Raw genomic sequence first — 18,449 nt, forward strand, 5'->3', positions numbered from 1 at the left:
AGAGGGTTCAGCCGGTGATCTCCGGGAACCACTCCTCGACCTGACGACGGATCGCGTCGTTGCCGCCGGAGCGGCGGTTGTGGGCGAGGATCCACTCGCGCATCGAGCCGTCGGCGCAGGCGTCGACCTTGGCCCGGGCCGATGCCGGGTCGCGCAGCACCTGCTCGAGGAGGTCGACGGCGTGGTCGGCGTCGTCGTAGAGGTACGGGTAGTCCTCGGGGACGATCTCGCCGGCCCACTTGGCCCGGGGCAGGACGCCGACGGCGCCGGCCAGCAGGGCCTCCATGTACTCGAAGCCGTAGGCCTCGTCGCGGGCGGTGGCGACGAAGGCCGTCATCCGGGCCAGGGACTCCCAGTACTCCTCACGCTCACCGAAGAGCGGCCCGACCTGGGCCCAGCGCGGGGCACTCATCTTCATGGCGAAGACGCTGGCCAGGTCACGCTGGCCGAGGCGGGCCTCCATCTTGAGGGGGACGCGGTCGGCCACCCGGCTGACGATGTCGAGGAAGAGCTTGGGCTGCTTGGTGTCGTTGAGGTGGATCGACGGGTACAGGACGGTCGGCACCTCGGTGTCGACGTGCTCGCGCAGCAGGTCGTCACGGATGCCGGGCTGGACCCAGGCGACGCGGGCCTGGTGGGCCAGCGGTGGGATGGTCCAGCGCCGGACGATCTCGACGACCTCCCCGGCGGTCCGCTCGCCGGCACACAGCGTCGGGAAGAGGGCGTAGGACAGGCCCATCGCGGCGAAGTTCACCTTGTGGTGGTAGTGGGACGGCGGCAGCCACTGGAAGTTGAGGATCTTGGGTTCGTCGCCCTCACGGTGGAGGATCTGGAAGGCGCCGACCGAGTCGATGACGTCGAGGTTGATGAGCAGCGTCGACTTGGCGTCGAGGCTCTCCAGGGTCCGCAGCTTGAAGTCGGGGTAGTCGCGGTCCTCATGGCCCACGACGACCGAGTCGGGGTACATCTTCATGAGTCGCTCGACGATGTTGCTGCCCGCGCCCCTCTTCGTCAGGTGGCCGTCCTCGTCGACGATGGGGGTGTCGTCCAGAAATCCGAGCTTGATCGCAATCGTCATGGGTCCTTCTCCGGATGGTGTGTCTCGCGCGTCCTTGCGCCCTCCAGGACGAACTCTAGCGTGATCCGGCGACGCTCGTCGGCAGGGCGGGCCGTGGTCCGGTGAGGGTGAGCTGCAGGCCCGGTGCCTCCCGGGCGACGAGTTCCTCGCCGGACAGATCGCGCAGTCCGTCCAGGCCGACGATGTAGCGCGTCGTGAAGATCCCGAGCAGCCGCGCCAGGCCGAGGCTGGCCCGGATGTGGGCCTCTGCGGGGTCGTGGACGGTCTCGAGGACGCGCGCCACCGGGGCGATGAGCATGTCCTCGTAGAACCCGCGCAGGGACTCGAACGCCCCGGGTTGTTCGAGGATGGCCTGGACGACCCCCTGCATCGACGGGCTGCCGGACTCGTCGGACGCCGTGACGTGCCCGTCCCAGGCCTCGACGAAGGCGCGGACGAGCGACTCCCCAAGGTCCAGTGGCGTGGCGAGCTCGCAGACGGCGGCGATGATCCGGTGCGGTCCGTTCGGCAGGGACATCGCCTCGAGGTAGAGGTGCTGCTTGGACCCGAAGTAGTAACTCACCAGGGAGGTGTCGACCCCGGCGTCGCGGGCCACGGCACGCAGGGACACCGACTGGAAGTCGGCGTCGAGGAAGAGCCGTCGGGCCGAGGTGAGGATCGCCGAACGGGCCGCACCGGCGTCGGAGCGCGGACCTCGGCGTCCGGGTTCCTCGGACAGGTGGCTGTCCCCTGGGGTGCGACGTGCGGGCATGGCGGCCACCCTAACCCGCGGGCCGTTGACGCCGTCCATCGACCCCTCGACCCGTCGGGGTGAGCGGGCCTCGGGTCGAATGTCGACCCCACCCGCACGGCGTCATTTCCATGGTGTTGAAATGGACTCATGGACGCACGAGTCATGCGGATGGGTCTGGACGTCGGGTCGACGACGATCAAGGCCGTGGTGTTCGACGGGGACCCGGCCGACGGCGCCCCCGTCGTCTTCGAGGACTACCGTCGACACCGCGCCGACATCACCGGCGCCCTGGCCGACCTGCTCGAGGACGCCTCGGCCGCCCTTCCCGGGGCCCGCGTCATCGCCTCCGTCACCGGCTCGGCCGGGCTGGGCAGCGCCGATGCCCTGGCGATCCCCTTCATCCAGGAGGTCATGGCCGAGACGGCCGCCGTCCAGCACTGGAATCCCGAGGCCGACGTCCTCCTCGAGCTCGGTGGCGAGGACGCCAAGATCACCTACCTCAAGCCCGTCCCCGAGCAACGGATGAACGGCTCCTGCGCCGGCGGTACCGGTGCCTTCATCGACCAGATGGCGACCCTGCTGCACACCGATGCCGCCGGGCTCAACACACTGGCCCTCGACGCCAGGACCACCCATCCCATCGCCTCCCGCTGCGGTGTCTTCGCCAAGTCGGACCTCCAGCCGCTGCTCAACGAGGGAGCCAGGCACGAGGATCTGGCCGCCTCGGTCATGCAGGCGGTCGCCACCCAGTGCATCGCAGCCCTGGCCTGTGGCCGGCCGATCCGTGGTCAGGTCGTCTTCCTCGGCGGCCCGCTGCACTTCATGCCGAGCCTGCGCGCGGCCTTCGCCAGGCTGCTGGCCGGCAAGGTGAGCGACTTCGTCACCCCCGAGCGGGCCCAGCTCTACGTCGCCATGGGCGCCGCGCTCAAGGCGGACGGGGACGACGTCGACCTGTCCGATCTGGCTCGTCGCGCCCGCTCCGTGCGGGCCTCGAGCGGGGTGAGCCAGTCCATGCCGCCGCTGTTCCACGACGAGGAGGAGCTCGCCGAGTTCCGGGCCCGGCACTCCCGGGCCAAGCTGCCGCGGATGCCCCTGGAGCACGCCAGCGGCAACCTCTTCCTCGGTATCGACGCCGGCTCGACGACGATCAAGTCGGTGCTCCTCGACGAGTCCCTCACCATCGTCGCCAGCCACTACGCCTCGAACGAGGGCGACCCGGTGAGCGCGGCGGTGAGGATCCTCGCCGACCTCTACGACGACCTGCCCGCCGGGGCCGTCATCGCCCGCACCTGCACCACCGGCTACGGCGAGGGACTCGTCAAGGCCGCACTGGGCGCCGACGACGGCGAGGTCGAGACGATGGCCCACTACCGGGCCGCCGAGCACCTGTGCCCCGGCGTCACCTCGATCATCGACATCGGCGGGCAGGACATGAAGTACCTGCGGGTCGTCGACGACGTCATCGACTCGATCAGCGTCAACGAGGCCTGTTCCTCGGGCTGCGGCTCCTTCCTCCAGACCTTCGCCGCCGGCATGGGCACCGACATCGAGCACTTCGCCACGATGAGTCTGGACGCCGAGCACCCGGTCGACCTCGGCAGCCGGTGCACGGTCTTCATGAACTCCTCGGTCAAGCAGGCCCAGAAGGAAGGTGCCGCCCCCGGTGACATCGCCGCCGGCCTGTCCTACTCGGTCGTGCGCAACGCCCTGTACAAGGTCATCAAGCTCACCGATCCGGCCCAGCTCGGCGACAAGGTCGTCGTCCAGGGAGGGACCTTCCTCAACGACGCCGTCCTGCGCGCCTTCGAGCTGCTCACCGGCCGACAGGTAGTCCGGCCCGCCGAGGCCGGTCTCATGGGCGCCTACGGGGCCGCCCTCACGGCGCGGGCCAGGTTCCACGCCGGGGAGCCCTCCGGCACTGGCCTGCGGGAGCGCGAGGAACTCGACGGGTTCGCCGTCGAGACCCATCGCGACGACTGCATGCTGTGCCAGAACCACTGCCAGCGCACCATCTCGACCTTCTCCGACGGCCGTGTCTTCGTCTCGGGCAATCGCTGCGACCGCGGGGCCCAGGTCGACAACCGGCGACTGTCGCGGCAGCCGAAGTCGGAGCTGCCCAATCTCTTCGAGGCCAAGTACAAGAGGCTCTTCGGCTACCGCCGTCTCACCGAGAAGGCGGCCTTCCGTGGCGACCTGGGCCTGCCCCGGGCCCTCAACATGTACGAGAACTACCCCTTCTGGTTCACCACCCTGTCCACCTTGGGGTTCCGGGTCATGATCTCCGGACGCTCGAGCCATGAGCTCTTCGACAAGGGCATGGAGTCGATCGCCTCGGAGAACATCTGCTATCCCGCCAAGCTCGCCAACGGCCATGTCGAGGACCTCGTCGAGCGCGGCGTCAAGCGGATCTTCGACCCGTGCATCCGATTCGAGCAGGTGAGCGTGGCCGACGCCGACAACCACTTCAACTGCCCCGTCGTCGCCTCCTACCCGGAGGTCATCCGCGCCAACGTCGAATCACTGCGCGAGCAGGACGTCGAGTTGCTCAGTCCCTTCCTCTCGCTGGCCGACGCCGACAAGCTCGCCGAGCGGCTCGCCGAGATCTTCGCCGCTGACGGGGTGAGCGTCGAGGAGGCGCGGACGGCCGTCGCGGCGGGTTTCGCCGAGGACGCCGCCTTCCGCGCCGACATCCGCCGGATGGGCGAGGAGGCGTTGGAGTACATGAGCGAGCACCACGTGCCCGGCATCGTCCTGGCGGGCCGGCCCTACCACGTCGACCCGGAGATCCATCACGGGATCCCCGAGATGATCAACTCCCTGGGCATGGCGGTGCTCACCGAGGACAGCGTCGCCCACCTGGGGGCCGACCTGCTCGAGCGTCCGCTGCGGGTCCGCGACCAGTGGATGTTCCACTCGCGTCTGTACCAGGCGGCGGCCTTCGCCCGCACCCGCCCCGACCTCGAGCTGGTCCAGCTCAACTCCTTCGGATGCGGGCTCGACGCCATCACCACCGACCAGGTGCGCGAGGTCCTGGCCGCCCGCGACCGGATCTACACGAGCCTCAAGATCGACGAGGTGTCCAACCTCGGCGCCGCGCGGATCCGGCTGCGGTCCCTCCAGGCCGCCGCCCGCGAGCGCGCCGATCGCGACCGCGTCGTCCACGAGGTGAGCGAACCGGCGTCGGTGCCCTTCACCAAGGCCATGCGACGGACCCACACCATCCTCGTCCCGCAGCTGGCGACCTACCAGACGGCGGTGGCCGAGGCGGCGCTCACCGCCAGCGGGTACCGGGTCGAGGTGCTCAAGGAGGCGTCGCGGGCCGACATCGAGTACGGCCTGTCGGTGGTCAACAACGACGCCTGCTTCCCGGCCATCGTCGTCATCGGCCAGCTCGTCTCGGCCCTGCGATCGGGACGTTACGACCTCGAGCACACCTCGCTCTTCCTCACCCAGACCGGTGGCATGTGCCGGGCGACGAACTACATCGCCCTGCTGCGCAAGGCCCTCAAGGACGCCGGCTTCGGTCAGGTGCCCGTCATCGCCGCCAGCCTGCAGGGCCTCGAGGACAATCCCGGGTTCAAGCTCACGGCGCCGCTCGTGCACCGGATGGCCCAGGCGATCACCCTGGGCGACGTCATCCAGCGGGTCCATCTGCGCACCCGGCCCTACGAACTGGAACCCGGATCGGCCGACGCCCTCATGGAACGGTGGACGCGGATCGCCAGGGAGCACTTCCTCGACTCGGGCAGATCGGCCACGTGGGGGAGGCGGACGAGCTACCACTGCCTGGTGCGCGGCATCGTCGAGGAGTTCGACGCCCTGCCGCTGCGTGACGAGCCGCGTCGTCCCCGGGTCGGGGTGCTCGGCGAGATCCTCGTCCAGTTCCATCCGGACGCCAACAACCACATCGTCGAGACGATCGAGTCCGAGGGGTGCGAGGCGGTCCTGCCCGGGCTCATGTGGTTCGTCCACAACTGCCTGGCCGCAGGCGACTACAACTGGGCCACCTTCGGCACCGACAAGTGGGGACGCCACGTCAAGCACGCCTTCCTGGCGCTGCTGAGGCAGTACCAGAAGCCAGTCGACGCCGCCCTGGCCAGGTCGCGCCGGTTCGAGGTGCCGACCTCCATCGAGACGATCCGGGACGAGGCCCAGCGGATCGTCCAGCTCGGCAACCAGGCCGGCGAGGGCTGGTACCTCGTCGGGGAGATGGTCGACATGATCCGCGAGGGGGTGCCGAACATCGCCGTCGTCCAGCCCTTCGCCTGTCTGCCGAACCACGTCACCGGACGGGGCGTCTTCCGGGAGGTGCGACGGCAGTACCCGCAGGCCAATGTCGTCTCCATCGACTTCGACCCGGGTGCCTCGCAGGTCAACCAGCTCAACCGGATCAAGCTCATGGCCGCCACCGCCCGGGACCGGCACGAGGTGCCGGCGGAGCCGGTCCCCGTCCCGGCCGAGGCCACGGTGCCCCAGTCGCCAGACGTCGATCCGTTCGCCGAGATCGCGGTGCGCGACGCCCGGGAGGCCGCCTCGATCGGCCTGTGAGGGGGCTCCCGAGGGTGCTTGGGGTGCGGATCGACGTCGCTAGGCTTGGCCGTCATGGACCACCGCGGCACCCGCACCCTCACCACCTCCCGGCTCCTCCTGAGGCGTCTCACCCTCGACGACGTCGACCAGATGTTCGAGAACTGGGCGTCCGACCCGCAGGTGACGCCTTTCCTGTCCTGGCCGCCGCACGCCAACCGCGACGTCACTCGCGCCCTGCTCACCGACTGGGTGGCCCAGTACGAGGACCCCACGGTGCATCGCTGGGGGGTGACGGTCGACGGTGTCCTCATCGGCACCATCGACGTCGTCCGCTCGGTGGAGTCGGTCGGGCTGGCCGAGGTGGGCTACTGCTACGGACGTCCCTGGTGGGGTCGGGGGTACGCCACCGAGGCGCTGCGGGCGGTCATCGGTGAGCTCTTCGCCATCGGCTACCACAAGGTCGAGGCCGTCCACGACCCCGACAACGTCGCCTCGGGCCGCGTCATGGACAAGGCCGGCATGGTGCGTGAGGGCCTGCGTCGGGCGTGCATCCGCACGAACATGGGCATCCGGGACAGCCAGTACCATGGCCTACTGCGTAGCGAATGGCCGGCTGACGCATACTTGATGTCGTGAGGATCATGGTCGGTGAGGGCAGCAGACGACGCATCGCGGTCGGAAGCCTCCTCGTCGCAGCCCTGGCCTCCCTGAGCTGGACCCTGGGCGAGATCACCGGCACCCCGGCGTCAAGCCTGCGGGCCTACGCCAGCGAGATGGCGGCCGTCGACCAGCCGCACCACCTCTTCTTCCACCTGTGCGACGCCGTCATGGGACTGGCCCTCGTCGTCCACGGGCTCGCCGCCCGTCCTCTGGCGAGGGTGCGACGTGAGGAGCTCGGCGCGATCGGACTGGCCCTGGCCGGGGTGGCGACCCTGGCCGACGTCGCCTTCCCCATGGACTGCTCCCCCGCCCTCTCGGCAGCCTGCCGGGTCGCCGATGCGACCGGCGCGGTGAGCACGAGCCATCTGCTGCACGAGGTCTCGAGCGTCGTCGTCGAGCTGGCCCTCATCGGTGCCTTGCTCGTGACGACCGGACTGCTCGGGCGCGTCCGGGTGTGGGTGCGGGCCCTCATGGTGCCCTGGGCCCTGGCCTACGGGCTCACCCTGGGCTGCGCGGCAGGCCTGTGGCGGGACACCCCGTTGGATGTCGTCGGGCTGTGGCAGCGCATCGCGCTCACCTGCGTGACGACATGGTGGGTGCTGCTCGCCCTTGACCGGTGGTCGCGCGGGGCCGACCACGGGACGCGGGTCGCGCCCGGCACGCTCACCCGCGCGCGGGCGGCCTCACCAGTTGCCGACGACACCCGGGTGCAGGTCGGTGGCGGGCGGCATCCAGGTCGCGGGATGAGCGACGACCTGGTCGCCTGACCGGATGTCCTTGACCTCGTCGGCCGCACGGGCGTCCTCGTGCACCGACCCGGGGAACCACACGAAGGGGATCGAGCGGCGGTCGGCGTAGCGGATCTGCTTGCCGAACTTGTCCGCCTTGGGAGCCACCTCGCACGGGATGCCGCGGGCCCGCAACTGTCGGGCGACGTCCTCGGAGTGGGACCGGTCGTCCTCGGTGTTGACGGCGACGAGAACCGCGCTGGGGACGGTGCGGGTCGACGTGAGCTGCCCCTTCGAGATGACCGGGGCCAGCAGTCGGGTGAGGCCCAGGGAGATGCCCACCCCGGGGTAGACGTGCTTGCCGTCGGAGGCCAGGGAGTCGTAGCGACCACCCGAGGAGACGGACCCCATGGCCTCGTGGCCGGTGAGCATCGTCTCGTAGACCGTGCCGGTGTAGTAGTCGAGACCGCGGGCGATCTTGAGGTCGGCGACCATCCGTCCGGGGACGGACCGGTTGACGGCGGTGACGACGCGGTCGAGGGCGTCCAGACCCTCCTCGAGCATGTCGTTGGCCACCCCCAGGGCTCGCACCTGCTCGATGAACGAACTGTCGGGCTCGCAGATCCCGGCGAGGGCGACGCACTTGGCGGCCACCTCCTCGCAGAGGCCGAGCTCCTCGGTGAGGAGTTCGCGGACGGCGTCCGGACCGATCTTGTCGTACTTGTCGACCCGCTGGAGGACGGCCATCGGCTCGGCGATGCCCAGCCCGCGGTAGAAACCCTCCGAGAGCTTGCGGTTGTTGACGTGCATGGTGACGGTCGGGAAGTCGAGTTCGGTGTGCAGCCGCTCGAGGGCCTCGAGCATGACGAGCGGGGCCTCCACGTCGTGGTGCTCGGCGAGGGTCTCGGAGCCGACGATGTCGATGTCGGCCTGGGTGAACTCGCGGTAGCGGCCCTCCTGGGGGCGCTCCCCCCGCCAGACCTTCTGGATCTGGTAGCGCCGGAACGGGAAGGTGAGGTGTCCGGCGTTCTCCAGGACGTACCGGGCGAAGGGCACGGTGAGATCGAAGTGCAGGCCGAGCTGGTCGGCGGCCTCGGCGTGCTCGTCGGGATCGGCGTGCAGCCTGTTGACGACGTAGACCTCCTTGTCGATCTCGCCCTTGCGGGTGAGGGAGGCCATGGTCTCGACGGCACGGGTGTGGATGGGGGCGAACCCGTGCAGCTCGAAGGTCTCCTCGAGGATCCGCGTCACATGGTTCTCCACCATCTGTCCCTGGGGCAGGAACTCGGGGAAACCGGACAGGGGCTTGAGGCGGGCCATGGAGGATCCTTCGTCAGGTGTGGTCGACGGGTGACAGGGGGCGTGGTGGCGCCCACGGCTGTCCATTCTGCCAGCACCGGCGTCGGCCGTGACGAGCGGTCGGCACTGCGGACGTCGGCGCGGGCCGCGACCGGGGGCTCAGAACTGCAGGTAGGGGTTGGTCCGGTGCTCGGCCCACATCGTCGTCGCCGGACCGTGGCCCGGCAGCACGTGGGTGGGGTCGGGCAGGGGGTGGACGACCTCGCGGAGGCTGGCGTCCATGACGGCGGGGTCCCCGCCGGGCATGTCGGTGCGGCCGATCGAGCCGGCGAAGAGGACGTCACCGGAGAAGACGATGGGCCCGTGCTCGGGGTCGGTGAACCGGATGAGGGAGCACCCCGGGGTGTGACCGGGGGCGTGGAGGAACTCGAGGTCGAAACCGGCGATCTCGTGGTGGGAGTTCGGGGCGACGTCGACGACCTCCTCGGGCTCCTCGAGGTGGGTCGAGCCGTAGCTGGCCTCGAGCATGGGCGCGGCGAAGTCGAGCAACCCGGCCATGGGGTCGCGCAGCAGGTGACGGTCATCGACCGGGCACCACAGGCCGATGTCGTGGGCCAGCCCCACCCGGCGGGCGTCACCGATGTGGTCGATGTGACCGTGCGTGCACACCATGGCGACGGGGGTGAGGTGGTGCTTGTCGAGGGCGCGCCCGAGGGGTTCGAGGGCCTCCATGCCGGGGTCGACGATGACCGCGTCGGCCCCCTCCTGGGCGGCGAGAACGTAACAATTGGCCTGGAACGGACCGGTCACGATGGAGGTGATGAGCACAACGTCGAGCTTATCGGGCAGTATTGGGCCCATGAGTCACGATGCAGGTCCGCAGTCCTTCGGCAGGGTCGACGACGACGGGACCGTCTACGTCCGCACATCCACCGGTGAGCGGTCGGTCGGTCAGGTGCCGGACGTCACCGCCGAGGAGGCGCTCGAGTTCTTCGTTCGCAGGTATCGCTCCCTCGAGACGGAGGTGGGTCTCCTGGAGTCCCGGCTGTCGTCCGGGACGGTGTCCCCGTCGGAGGCGCAGAACGCCGCCGCCAGGCTCGCCGAGTCGATCGAGCAGGCGAACGCGGTGGGTGACCTGGACGGGCTCCGGGCGAGGGTCGAGGCCCTCGCACCGACGATCGAGGCCAAGGCCGAGTCGCGTCGCGAGGAGCGCGCCGAGGCGCACGCCCAGGCCCGTGCCGCCAAGGAGGAGATGGTCGCCCAGGCCGAGCAGATCGCCGAGGGCAACGACTGGCGCGGCGGGGTCAACCGGTTCCGCGCCCTGCTCGAGGAGTGGAAGAAGCTCCCCCGCATCGACAAGAGGACCGACGACGAGCTGTGGCACCGGTTCTCCGGAGCCCGGACCGCCTACACCCGGCGCCGCAAGGCCCACTTCGCCGAGCAGAACGCGGTGCGCGACAGCGCCCGCAGGGCGAAGGAGGCCATCATCGAGGAGGCCCGCCCCCTGGCCACCTCGACCGACTGGGGGGCGACCTCGCGGGCTTTTCGCGACCTCATGAATCGGTGGAAGGAGGCGGGCCCGGCGGCTCGCGAGATCGACGACAAGCTGTGGAAGGAGTTCCGGTCGATCCAGGACACCTTCTTCGACGCCCGTACCGCCGCGCAGTCCGAGCAGGACGAGGAGTACCGCGGCAACCAGGAGGCCAAGGAGAAGCTCCTCGACGAGGCCGAGGGGTCGATCCTTCCGGTGACCGATGTCGAGGCCGCCAAGGAGGCCCTGCGTCGTTTCCTCGACCGGTTCAACGAGCTCGGTCGGGTGCCGCGCGACTCGATGCGACGCATCGACGCCCGGGTGCGCGCGCTCGAGGACAAGGTGCACGCCGCCGAGCAGGCCGAGTGGAAGCGCACCGACCCGCAGGCCCGCGAGCGGGCCCAGGCGACGGTCGACATGCTCACCGCCCAGATCTCCAAGCTCACCGCCGACGCCGAGCGCGCCGAGGCGGCCGGCAAGGACCGCGATGCCCGCAAGGCCCGCGAGTCGATCCAGACCTACGAGTCCTGGCTGGACCAGGCCCGGCGCACCCTGGACGACTTCACCGCCTGAGTGAGCTGTCCCACCGCGCCCCGGAACCCTGAGGGTTCCGGGGCGCGGCGCTGTCGGGTGGTCCGGGGGCCGGTTGCGGTCCCGGGGAGTAATGCTGTCGGGCGGGTGCCCGACACTCGGTGTGAGGAAAATCCCCCGGAGCGCACAGATGTTCCCCGCCAGGGGAACAAAGCCTGCGTGGGGGTGATTTCCTGACACCGCGGACGCGAGCCGACCTGACCGGACCCGCCGATGGTGCGTGGGAAACCCTCAGGCCTTGACCCGGAAGACGTCGTAGACCCCCGAGATGCGACGGATCGACTCGATGAGGTGCTTGAGGTGGGTCGGGTCGGGCGACTCGAAGGTGAGCCGCAGCCGCGCCAGGTGGTTCTTGCCGGCATTCATCGTCGCCGAGATGAGCGAGATGCCCTGGTCGGCCAGCACCTTGCCGGTGTCGAGAAGCAACCCGGCCCGGTCCAGACCTTCCACCTGGACGGTGACGACGTAACCCTCCTGGGGTGCGCCGGACCACGAGACCGGGACGATCCGTTCGGGGTACTGGAGGAGATGCTTGGCGTTGGAACAGTCGGTGCGGTGCACCGAGACCCCGTCGGCTCTCGTGACGAAGCCCATGATGTCGTCGCCCGGCATCGGCGTGCAGCACCGGGCGAGCTTGACGAGCATGTTGGGATCGCCGTCGACCTCGACCCCCAAGGCGGAGCGACGTCGTGGCGGCGGTTGGACGGCGACCGGGAGGTCCTCCTCGGCCTCGGCCGCGGCCTCCTCGGCTCCCCCACCCAGGGCGATGAGCCGGTCGACGACGGCCTGGGCGCTGACATTGTGCTCCCCCACCGCGGCGTAGAGGGAGTTGATGTCGGGCACCCGCAGGTCGTCGGCCACCGCGGTGAGGTACTCGACGGTGAGCAGGGTCTGCATGGGCAGCCCGGCGTGACGGATCTGGCGGGCGATGGCGTCCTTGCCGCTCTCGATGGACTCCTCGCGCCGCTCGCGGGTGAAGTGGGCCTTGATCTTCGAGCGGGCCCGGGGCGAGGCGACGAAGCCCAGCCAGTCACGGCTCGGGCCGGCGTCCGGGGCGTTCGAGGTGAGGACCCCGACGACGTCGCCGTTCGAGAGCTTCGAGTCCAGCGGCACGAGCTTGCCGTTGACCCGCGCCCCGATGCAGTGGTGGCCCACCTCGGTGTGGACGGCGTAGGCGAAGTCGACCGGGGTGGAGTCCTGGGGCAGGGCGATGACGTCACCCTTGGGGGTGAAGACGTACACCTCCCGCGAGTTGATCTCGAAGCGCAGGGAGTCGAGGAACTCGCTCGGGTCGTCCTCCTCCTTCGACCACTGGTTGAGGTTGTAGACCCACGACAGGTCGGACCCGTCGGCCTGGACCCCCTTGCCGACGGCGTTGGGGTTCTCCTTGTACTTCCAGTGGGCGGCGACGCCGTACTCGGCGCGTCGATGCATCTCGTGGGTGCGGATCTGCAGTTCGACTGGGTGGCCGCCCGGTCCCAGCACGGTCGTGTGCAGGGACTGGTACATGTTGTACTTCGGCATGGCGATGTAGTCCTTGAACCGCCCGGGCAGGGGGTTCCATCGCACGTGCATGACGCCGAGAGCTGCATAGCAGTCCCGCGGGGTGTCGACGAGGATGCGCAGGCCGACGAGGTCGTAGATGTCGGAGAAGTCCCGACCACGCACGACCATCTTCTGGTAGATCGAGTAGTAGTGCTTCGGCCGGCCGTAGACGGTGGCGGCGATGCCGGCGTCGGCCAGGTCCTTGCGGACCGTCGAGATGACCTCCTTGAGCTGCTCCTCCCGGCGCGGGGCCTGCTCGGCGACGAGGTGGACGATCTCGTCGTAGACCTTGGGCTGCATGGTCGAGAAGGCGAGGTCCTCGAGCTCCCACTTGATGGCGTTCATGCCGAGCCGATGGGCCAGCGGGGCGAAGATCTCGAGGGTCTCCTTGGCGATGCGGTTCTGCTTGTCGGGTCGCAGGAAGCCCAGGGTCCGCATGTTGTGCAGTCGGTCGGCCAGCTTGATGACGAGGACCCGGATGTCGCGGCTCATGGCGATGACCATCTTGCGGATGGTCTCGGCCTTGGCCGAGTCCCCGTACTGCACCTTGTCGAGCTTGGTGACGCCGTCGACGAGGAGCGCCACCTGCTCGCCGAAGTCGGCGGTGAGCTGCTCCATCGTGTACGAGGTGTCCTCGACGGTGTCGTGGAGGAGGCCGGCGCACAGGGTCTGGTCGTCCATGCCCAGCTCGGCCAGGATCATCGCGACGGCCAACGGATGGGTGATGTACGGGTCACCGGACTTGCGGGTCTGGCCACGGTGGTAGTGGTCGGCCGTCTCGTAGGCGCGCTGGAGGAGGGCGACGTCGGCCTTGGGGTGGGAGGCCAGGACGACCGACATGAGGGGGTCGAGCACCCCCTGGGTCGGCGGCTGTTTGGGGGCACCCCACCGGACGATGCGCTCGCGCATGCGCATTCGCGGCTGGGGGGCCGGCGTGGGGCTCTCGGACGTGCCGAGGCTCGCGCGATCCGCCCGGTAGGGCCCGTAGACGCTCTCGTCGGCCATGGGCCCCACCTCCTACAGACGTGGGCCCAGCATAGTGGTTCCGGCGCGGTGGACGGCCGCTTGACCGCTCACGGGGCGGTCAGCCCGCGGCGCAGTTGCTCAGATGACCGGGATCATCCCGGTCGTCGTCCCGCCCCGGTGCACCGCCTTGCGCACGATGATGAGCATGTCGCCGGTCTGCAGCTTGTCCAGGGTCGGGTCGTAGAAGTTGCGCAGGGTGTCGTTGCGGATGACCGCCAGGACCTTCTCGTTGACGATGTCGGAGGGCCTGGCTCCGACCTCCTGCGGGGTCACCATGCGCTGACCGACCTCCATCCCGTGCGCGGCCGAGAGCAGGTCGTCGACGACCGTGCCGACGTAGGGATTGACCGAGGAGAGCCCGAGCAGACGACCCACGGCGTCAGCGGAGGTGACGACGGCATCCGCCCCGGACTGGCGCAGCAGCGGAAGGTTCTGCTCCTCCCGACCCGAGACGACGATGTGGGCACGGGAGTTGAGCTGGCGGACGGTGAGGGTGGTGAGGATCGCGGTGTCGTCGCGGTTGAGGGTGATGATGACCTCGCGGGCCTTGCCGATCTCGGCCCGGCGCAGCAGATCGCGTCGGGTGGCGTCACCCTCGAAGGCGGCCAGCCCCTGACGGTTGGCCTCGGCCACCGCCGAGGGGCGCGAGTCGATGACGACGATGCGGTCCTGCGGGATGTCGTGGGCACGCAGGGTGTTGACGGCGCTGCGACCCTTGGTGCCGTAGCCGATGACGACGGTGTGGTTGCGCATGTGTCTCCTCCATCCGGCGTCGCGCAGGCCGCGCCGCCCCTCGTTCGCGAGCACCTCGATGGTGGTGCCGACGAGGAGGACGAGGAAGCCGATGCGCAACGGCGTGATGACGATGGCGTTGATGAGCCTGGCGTGCGGGCTGACCGGGGTGATGTCGCCGTAACCGGTCGTCGTCACCGTGACGGTCGAGTAGTAGATGGCGTCGACGAAGGAGATGCCGTCGTGAGCGGTGTTGTCGACGTAGGACCCACGGTCGAACCACACGATGAAGGTGCTCACCAGGAGCAGCAGGAGGGCCAGGGAGAACCGCCGGGCCAGCTCGACGACGGGGGTCGTCGTGCGGAACGGCAGGCTGACCATGGCCATCCTGCCACGCCCGTGACCGGCCTCCGGATCGACCGGAATACGCTCCTCCTCCATCTCCATCGCGGATCAGACCGTGAGGACCGCGCTGAACGAGTCGATGCCGGCCTTCGACAGCACCTCGCGACCGCCGAGGAAGCTCAGCTCCATGAGCACGGAGACGTGGACGAGGTCGGCTCCGAGTTGACGCAGCAGGGAGGCGGTGGCCGTCACCGTGCCGCCGGTGGCCATGACGTCGTCGATGACCATGACCCGCGATCCGGGCCGGATGGCGTCCTGATGGACGGTGAGGGTGGCCTCACCGTACTCGAGGGCGAAGGTCTGCGAGTACACCTGTCCCGGTAGCTTGCCCGGCTTGCGGACCGGGACGAACCCGGCCCCCAGGGCCAGGGCCACCGGGGCGGCGAACATGAAACCACGGGCCTCCATGCCGACGACGACGTCGATGTCACGGGGGGCGCTGAGGACGAGCTCCTCGATGGCCGCCGAGAACCCGTTCGGGTTGGCCAGCAGCGGCGTGATGTCCTTGAAGGTCACCCCGGGGGTGGGGAAGTCCGGGACGTCCCGGATGAGGTCCGCGATGAAGTCGCGCTTGGACACGGTCACTTCTTCCTCTGTGAGCGGGTGGTCTTGCGGGGCTGGGGACGCGACGAGGCTCCGGTGCGGACCTGCCTGCTCGACGCCGTGCCGTCGGCCCGGGTGGAGTCGGAGGGGGCGTCGACGAGACTCGTCGGGGCGACCTCGACGGTGCGTGCCTCGACCTGGGCCGCGGCCCGGGAGGACTTCTCACGGCGACGACGAACCCTGGCGTCGTGCTCCTTGATGGCGGGCTCGCGGCTGCGCAGCTGGGCCAGGAAGGGCGTCGCGATGAAGATCGAGGAGTAGGCGCCGGCGATCATGCCGACGAAGAGCGCCAGGCCGAGGTCCTCGAGGGGGCCCGAACCCAGGACGAAGGCGCCGGCGAAGAGCAGCGCGGCGACCGGCAGGACGCCGATGACCGTCGTGTTGATCGACCGGACGAGGACCTGGTTGATGGCCAGGTTCGCGGCCTCGTCGTACGTGAGGTCGCGCTTGACGATGTCGTGGGTGTTCTCACGGACCTTGTCGAAGACGACGACCGTGTCGTAGAGCGAGTAGCCGAGGATGGTGAGGACGCCGATGAGGGTCGACGGGGTCACCGTGAAGCCGACGAGGGCGTAGACACCGATCGTCACGATGAGGTCGTGCGCCAACGCCAGGATGGCCGCGACGGACATCTTCCACTCGCGGAAGTACGCCCAGATGAGCAGCATGACGAGGACGAGGAAGACGACGAGCGCCTGGACGGCCTTGTTCGTGATCTGGGAACCCCACTGGCTGCCGACCTTGGAGTAGGTGACGGCGTCGGCCTTCGTCCCGGCGACCTTGGCGATGTCGTTCTGGAGGGTGGCGACCTCGGCCGAGCTCAGCGCGCGGGTCTGGACGCGCACCGAGTCGGTTCCGAGCCGCACGACCTCGGTGCCGTCGAGATCGGGCAGGTCGGAGCTGATGACGGCCTTGCGCACGTCGTCGGTGGTGGCGTGGGTGGCCGCCACCGAGGTGCGGAACTCGACACCACCCTTGAAGTCGATGCCCAGGTTGAGGCCGCGGGTGAGCAACCCGATGAGGGAGACGGCGATGATGACGAGGGTGACCGTGTACCAGAACCTGCGGTGGGCGATGAACGGGTAGGAGAGCTCGCCGGTGTAGAGCTGGTGGGTGAACCCTGCCTTCTTGGCGGGACGGGCCTCGGGGGCGGCGGTCGTGGACGACATCTCAGGCCTCCTTGCTGTCGGACTGGGTGCGGGAGGTCGTCCTGGCCGCGCGACCGGTGCGGGACCGCCTGCCGAGCAGCGACTCCTGGGTCACGCCCATGTGCGAGGCCTCGAGGCCGGATCCCCGGCGTCCCTGACCCCAGAAGGTCGACCGACCCAGGAGGATGACGATGGGATGGGTGAAGAAGAAGCAGATGAGCAGGTCGATGACCGTCGTCAGGCCGAGGGTGAAGGCGAATCCCTTGACCTGGTCGACCGAGAGGATGAAGAGGACCACCGCCGACAGCAGGGAGACGCCGTCGGCCATCATGACCGTGCCGCGGGCCTTGCGCCATCCGGTCTCCAGGGCGGTGCGCAGGGTGCGACCCTCGCGGATCTCGTCGCGGATCCGTTCGAAGTAGACGATGAACGAGTCGGCGGTGATGCCGATGGCGACGATGGCCCCGGCGATGCCGGCGAGCGACAGGGTGAAGCCGACCGCGGAGCCGAGGAGCACCATCGAGGCGTAGGTGAAGAGACCGGCGATGGCCAGGGAGCTGATGACGACCAGACCGAGGCCCCGGTAGTAGAGCAGGCAGTAGCCGGCGACGAGGATGAGGCCGATGACCCCGGCGATGAGACCGGCACGCAGCTGCTCACCACCGAGGGTCGGGGAGACGGCGTCGACGCTGGAGACGTCGAAGGACAGCGGGAGGGCGCCGTACTTGAGGACGTTCGCCAGGTCGTTGGCACTCTGCTGGGTGAAGTTGCCGGAGATCGCGGCCTGGCCGGTGTTGATGGGGCAACTGGCGCCCTTGGTGCCGTCCAGCTGCGGGGCGCTGATGACCTTGCCGTCGAGGACGATGGCGAACTGGTTGCGCGGGCTGGTCTGGCTGCACAGGTAGGTCGTGGCCGCCCCGAAGTCGGTGGCGCCCTGGTTGTTGAACTTGAGCTCGACGACGTACGAGACGCTGTTCTGCGGCATGGCGGCGTTCGCCTGGGTGACGAGGGTGCCGGGCAGGGCGACCGGGGAGAGGAGGTACTTGACCTTCTTCTCCCGATCGCACGTCACCAAGGGCTTGTCGAGGTCGTCGGCGACCTTGTCGGCGCAGGTGTACTTCGCGAAGGCGGCCTGGTCGGCGGCCGAGGGCGTCCAGTTCTCCGCCGTCGTCACCCGGTTCGAGGTCGCATTCTTCGCCGTGGAACTGGCGGACGCCGACGCGCTCGTCGAGGAGCCGGCGGACGCCGACCCGGACGAGGCACTGGCCGAGACCGGGGCCTGCGGCAGCGCGCTGGCCGTCGTCCCGGTCGTGGCCGGAGCCTGGGGCAGGGTCGACGGGGCGGCGGCCGAGGGGCTCGCGCTGGCGCTGGCCGTCGGGGTGGCCTGGGCGTACGTGTACACCATCCGGAACCCGAGTTGGGCGGTCTGGCCGACCATCTCGACGAGCTTGCGGGAGTCGACGTTCGGAGCGGAGACGACGATGTTGCGACTGCCCATCGTCTTGACCGAGGACTCCCCCACGCCCAAGGAGTTGACCCGCTGCTGGATGATGTTGCGCGCCTGCTCGAGGCTGGTCGGGGTCACCGACTTCCCGTTGGTGGCGTTGGCCGTGAGGGTGATCGAGGTGCCTCCTCGAAGGTCGAGGCCCAGACGGGGCGACCACGTGCTCGTGATCGCCATGAGTCCGTACATGGCCGCGGTCACCAGGAAGAAGATGAGCAACGTCCTGGCCGGGTGCGGCGTGCGCTTCTGAGTTGCCACGGTGTGAGGAATCCTTGATCAGATGGCTTGCGTCGTCCTCGGCAGGACGACGCTGGGAAAAGTGGTTGAGGGCCCGGA

The 18,449-nt window shown here is 69.3% G+C and carries 13 protein-coding genes; 4 read left to right on the forward strand and 9 right to left on the reverse strand.

Annotation, left to right across the window (positions count from 1 at the left end; translation table 11 throughout):
- Nucleotides 1-7: 7 nt before the first annotated feature.
- Nucleotides 8-1,078 (reverse strand): glycosyltransferase, encoded by a 1,071-nt coding sequence (locus E0E30_RS05780; RefSeq protein ID WP_130865485.1) that lies wholly within the window; start codon nucleotides 1,076-1,078, stop codon nucleotides 8-10.
- 55 nt (nucleotides 1,079-1,133) lie between these two features.
- On the reverse strand, nucleotides 1,134-1,829 hold the full coding sequence (locus E0E30_RS05785) for a TetR/AcrR family transcriptional regulator (protein ID WP_130865486.1): 696 nt from the start codon (nucleotides 1,827-1,829) through the stop codon (nucleotides 1,134-1,136).
- A 129-nt stretch (nucleotides 1,830-1,958) separates the two neighbouring features.
- Here E0E30_RS05785 and E0E30_RS05790 point away from each other — a divergent pair, with 129 nt between their 5' ends.
- Genes E0E30_RS05790 through E0E30_RS05800 form a run of 3 tightly spaced genes read left to right on the forward strand, consistent with a single transcriptional unit; the run spans nucleotide 1,959 to nucleotide 7,768 of the window.
- Nucleotides 1,959-6,359 (forward strand): acyl-CoA dehydratase activase-related protein, encoded by a 4,401-nt coding sequence (locus E0E30_RS05790; RefSeq protein ID WP_130865487.1) that lies wholly within the window; start codon nucleotides 1,959-1,961, stop codon nucleotides 6,357-6,359.
- Nucleotides 6,360-6,413: 54 nt separating this feature from the next.
- Nucleotides 6,414-6,977, forward strand: a complete 564-nt coding sequence (locus tag E0E30_RS05795) for a GNAT family N-acetyltransferase (RefSeq protein WP_130865488.1) — start codon at nucleotides 6,414-6,416, stop codon at nucleotides 6,975-6,977.
- 5 nt (nucleotides 6,978-6,982) lie between these two features.
- Nucleotides 6,983-7,768, forward strand: a complete 786-nt coding sequence (locus E0E30_RS05800; protein WP_245306657.1) for a DUF998 domain-containing protein — start codon at nucleotides 6,983-6,985, stop codon at nucleotides 7,766-7,768.
- On the opposite strand, the gene hisS is transcribed toward E0E30_RS05800, so the two are convergent.
- Nucleotides 7,685-9,049, reverse strand: coding sequence for a histidine--tRNA ligase (gene hisS, locus E0E30_RS05805; RefSeq protein ID WP_130865490.1), 1,365 nt, complete (start codon nucleotides 9,047-9,049; stop codon nucleotides 7,685-7,687). The two genes, E0E30_RS05800 and hisS, sit on opposite strands and share 84 nt — an antisense overlap.
- A 138-nt stretch (nucleotides 9,050-9,187) precedes the next feature.
- Complete coding sequence (locus E0E30_RS05810) at nucleotides 9,188-9,889, reverse strand: MBL fold metallo-hydrolase (RefSeq protein WP_411913992.1); 702 nt, start codon at nucleotides 9,887-9,889, stop codon at nucleotides 9,188-9,190.
- On the opposite strand from E0E30_RS05810, the gene E0E30_RS05815 reads away from it, so the two are divergent.
- On the forward strand, nucleotides 9,849-11,132 hold the full coding sequence (locus tag E0E30_RS05815; protein WP_130865492.1) for a DUF349 domain-containing protein: 1,284 nt from the start codon (nucleotides 9,849-9,851) through the stop codon (nucleotides 11,130-11,132). The genes E0E30_RS05810 and E0E30_RS05815 overlap by 41 nt on opposite strands.
- A gap of 249 nt (nucleotides 11,133-11,381) precedes the next feature.
- Here the strand turns inward: E0E30_RS05815 and E0E30_RS05820 are convergent, their stop codons facing one another.
- From E0E30_RS05820 to secD, 5 genes are all read right to left on the reverse strand, one after another.
- A complete protein-coding gene (locus tag E0E30_RS05820) occupies nucleotides 11,382-13,700 on the reverse strand; it encodes a RelA/SpoT family protein (RefSeq protein ID WP_130865493.1) in 2,319 nt (772 codons plus the stop codon).
- A gap of 99 nt (nucleotides 13,701-13,799) precedes the next feature.
- Nucleotides 13,800-14,894 (reverse strand): potassium channel family protein, encoded by a 1,095-nt coding sequence (locus tag E0E30_RS05825; protein ID WP_130865494.1) that lies wholly within the window; start codon nucleotides 14,892-14,894, stop codon nucleotides 13,800-13,802.
- A 12-nt stretch (nucleotides 14,895-14,906) separates the two neighbouring features.
- Complete coding sequence (locus E0E30_RS05830; RefSeq protein WP_130865495.1) at nucleotides 14,907-15,437, reverse strand: adenine phosphoribosyltransferase; 531 nt, start codon at nucleotides 15,435-15,437, stop codon at nucleotides 14,907-14,909.
- Between the two features lie 2 nt (nucleotides 15,438-15,439).
- Entirely contained in the window at nucleotides 15,440-16,630 is a 1,191-nt protein-coding gene (gene secF / locus E0E30_RS05835; protein WP_130865496.1) for a protein translocase subunit SecF, read from the reverse strand.
- A gap of 1 nt (nucleotide 16,631) precedes the next feature.
- A complete protein-coding gene (secD, locus tag E0E30_RS05840; protein ID WP_130866768.1) occupies nucleotides 16,632-18,302 on the reverse strand; it encodes a protein translocase subunit SecD in 1,671 nt (556 codons plus the stop codon).
- Between the last annotated feature and the right edge of the window lie 147 nt (nucleotides 18,303-18,449).

The sequence above is a fragment of the Acidipropionibacterium timonense genome (genome assembly GCF_900605005.1).
GTDB classification, from domain to species: Bacteria; Actinomycetota; Actinomycetes; order Propionibacteriales; family Propionibacteriaceae; genus Cutibacterium; species Cutibacterium timonense.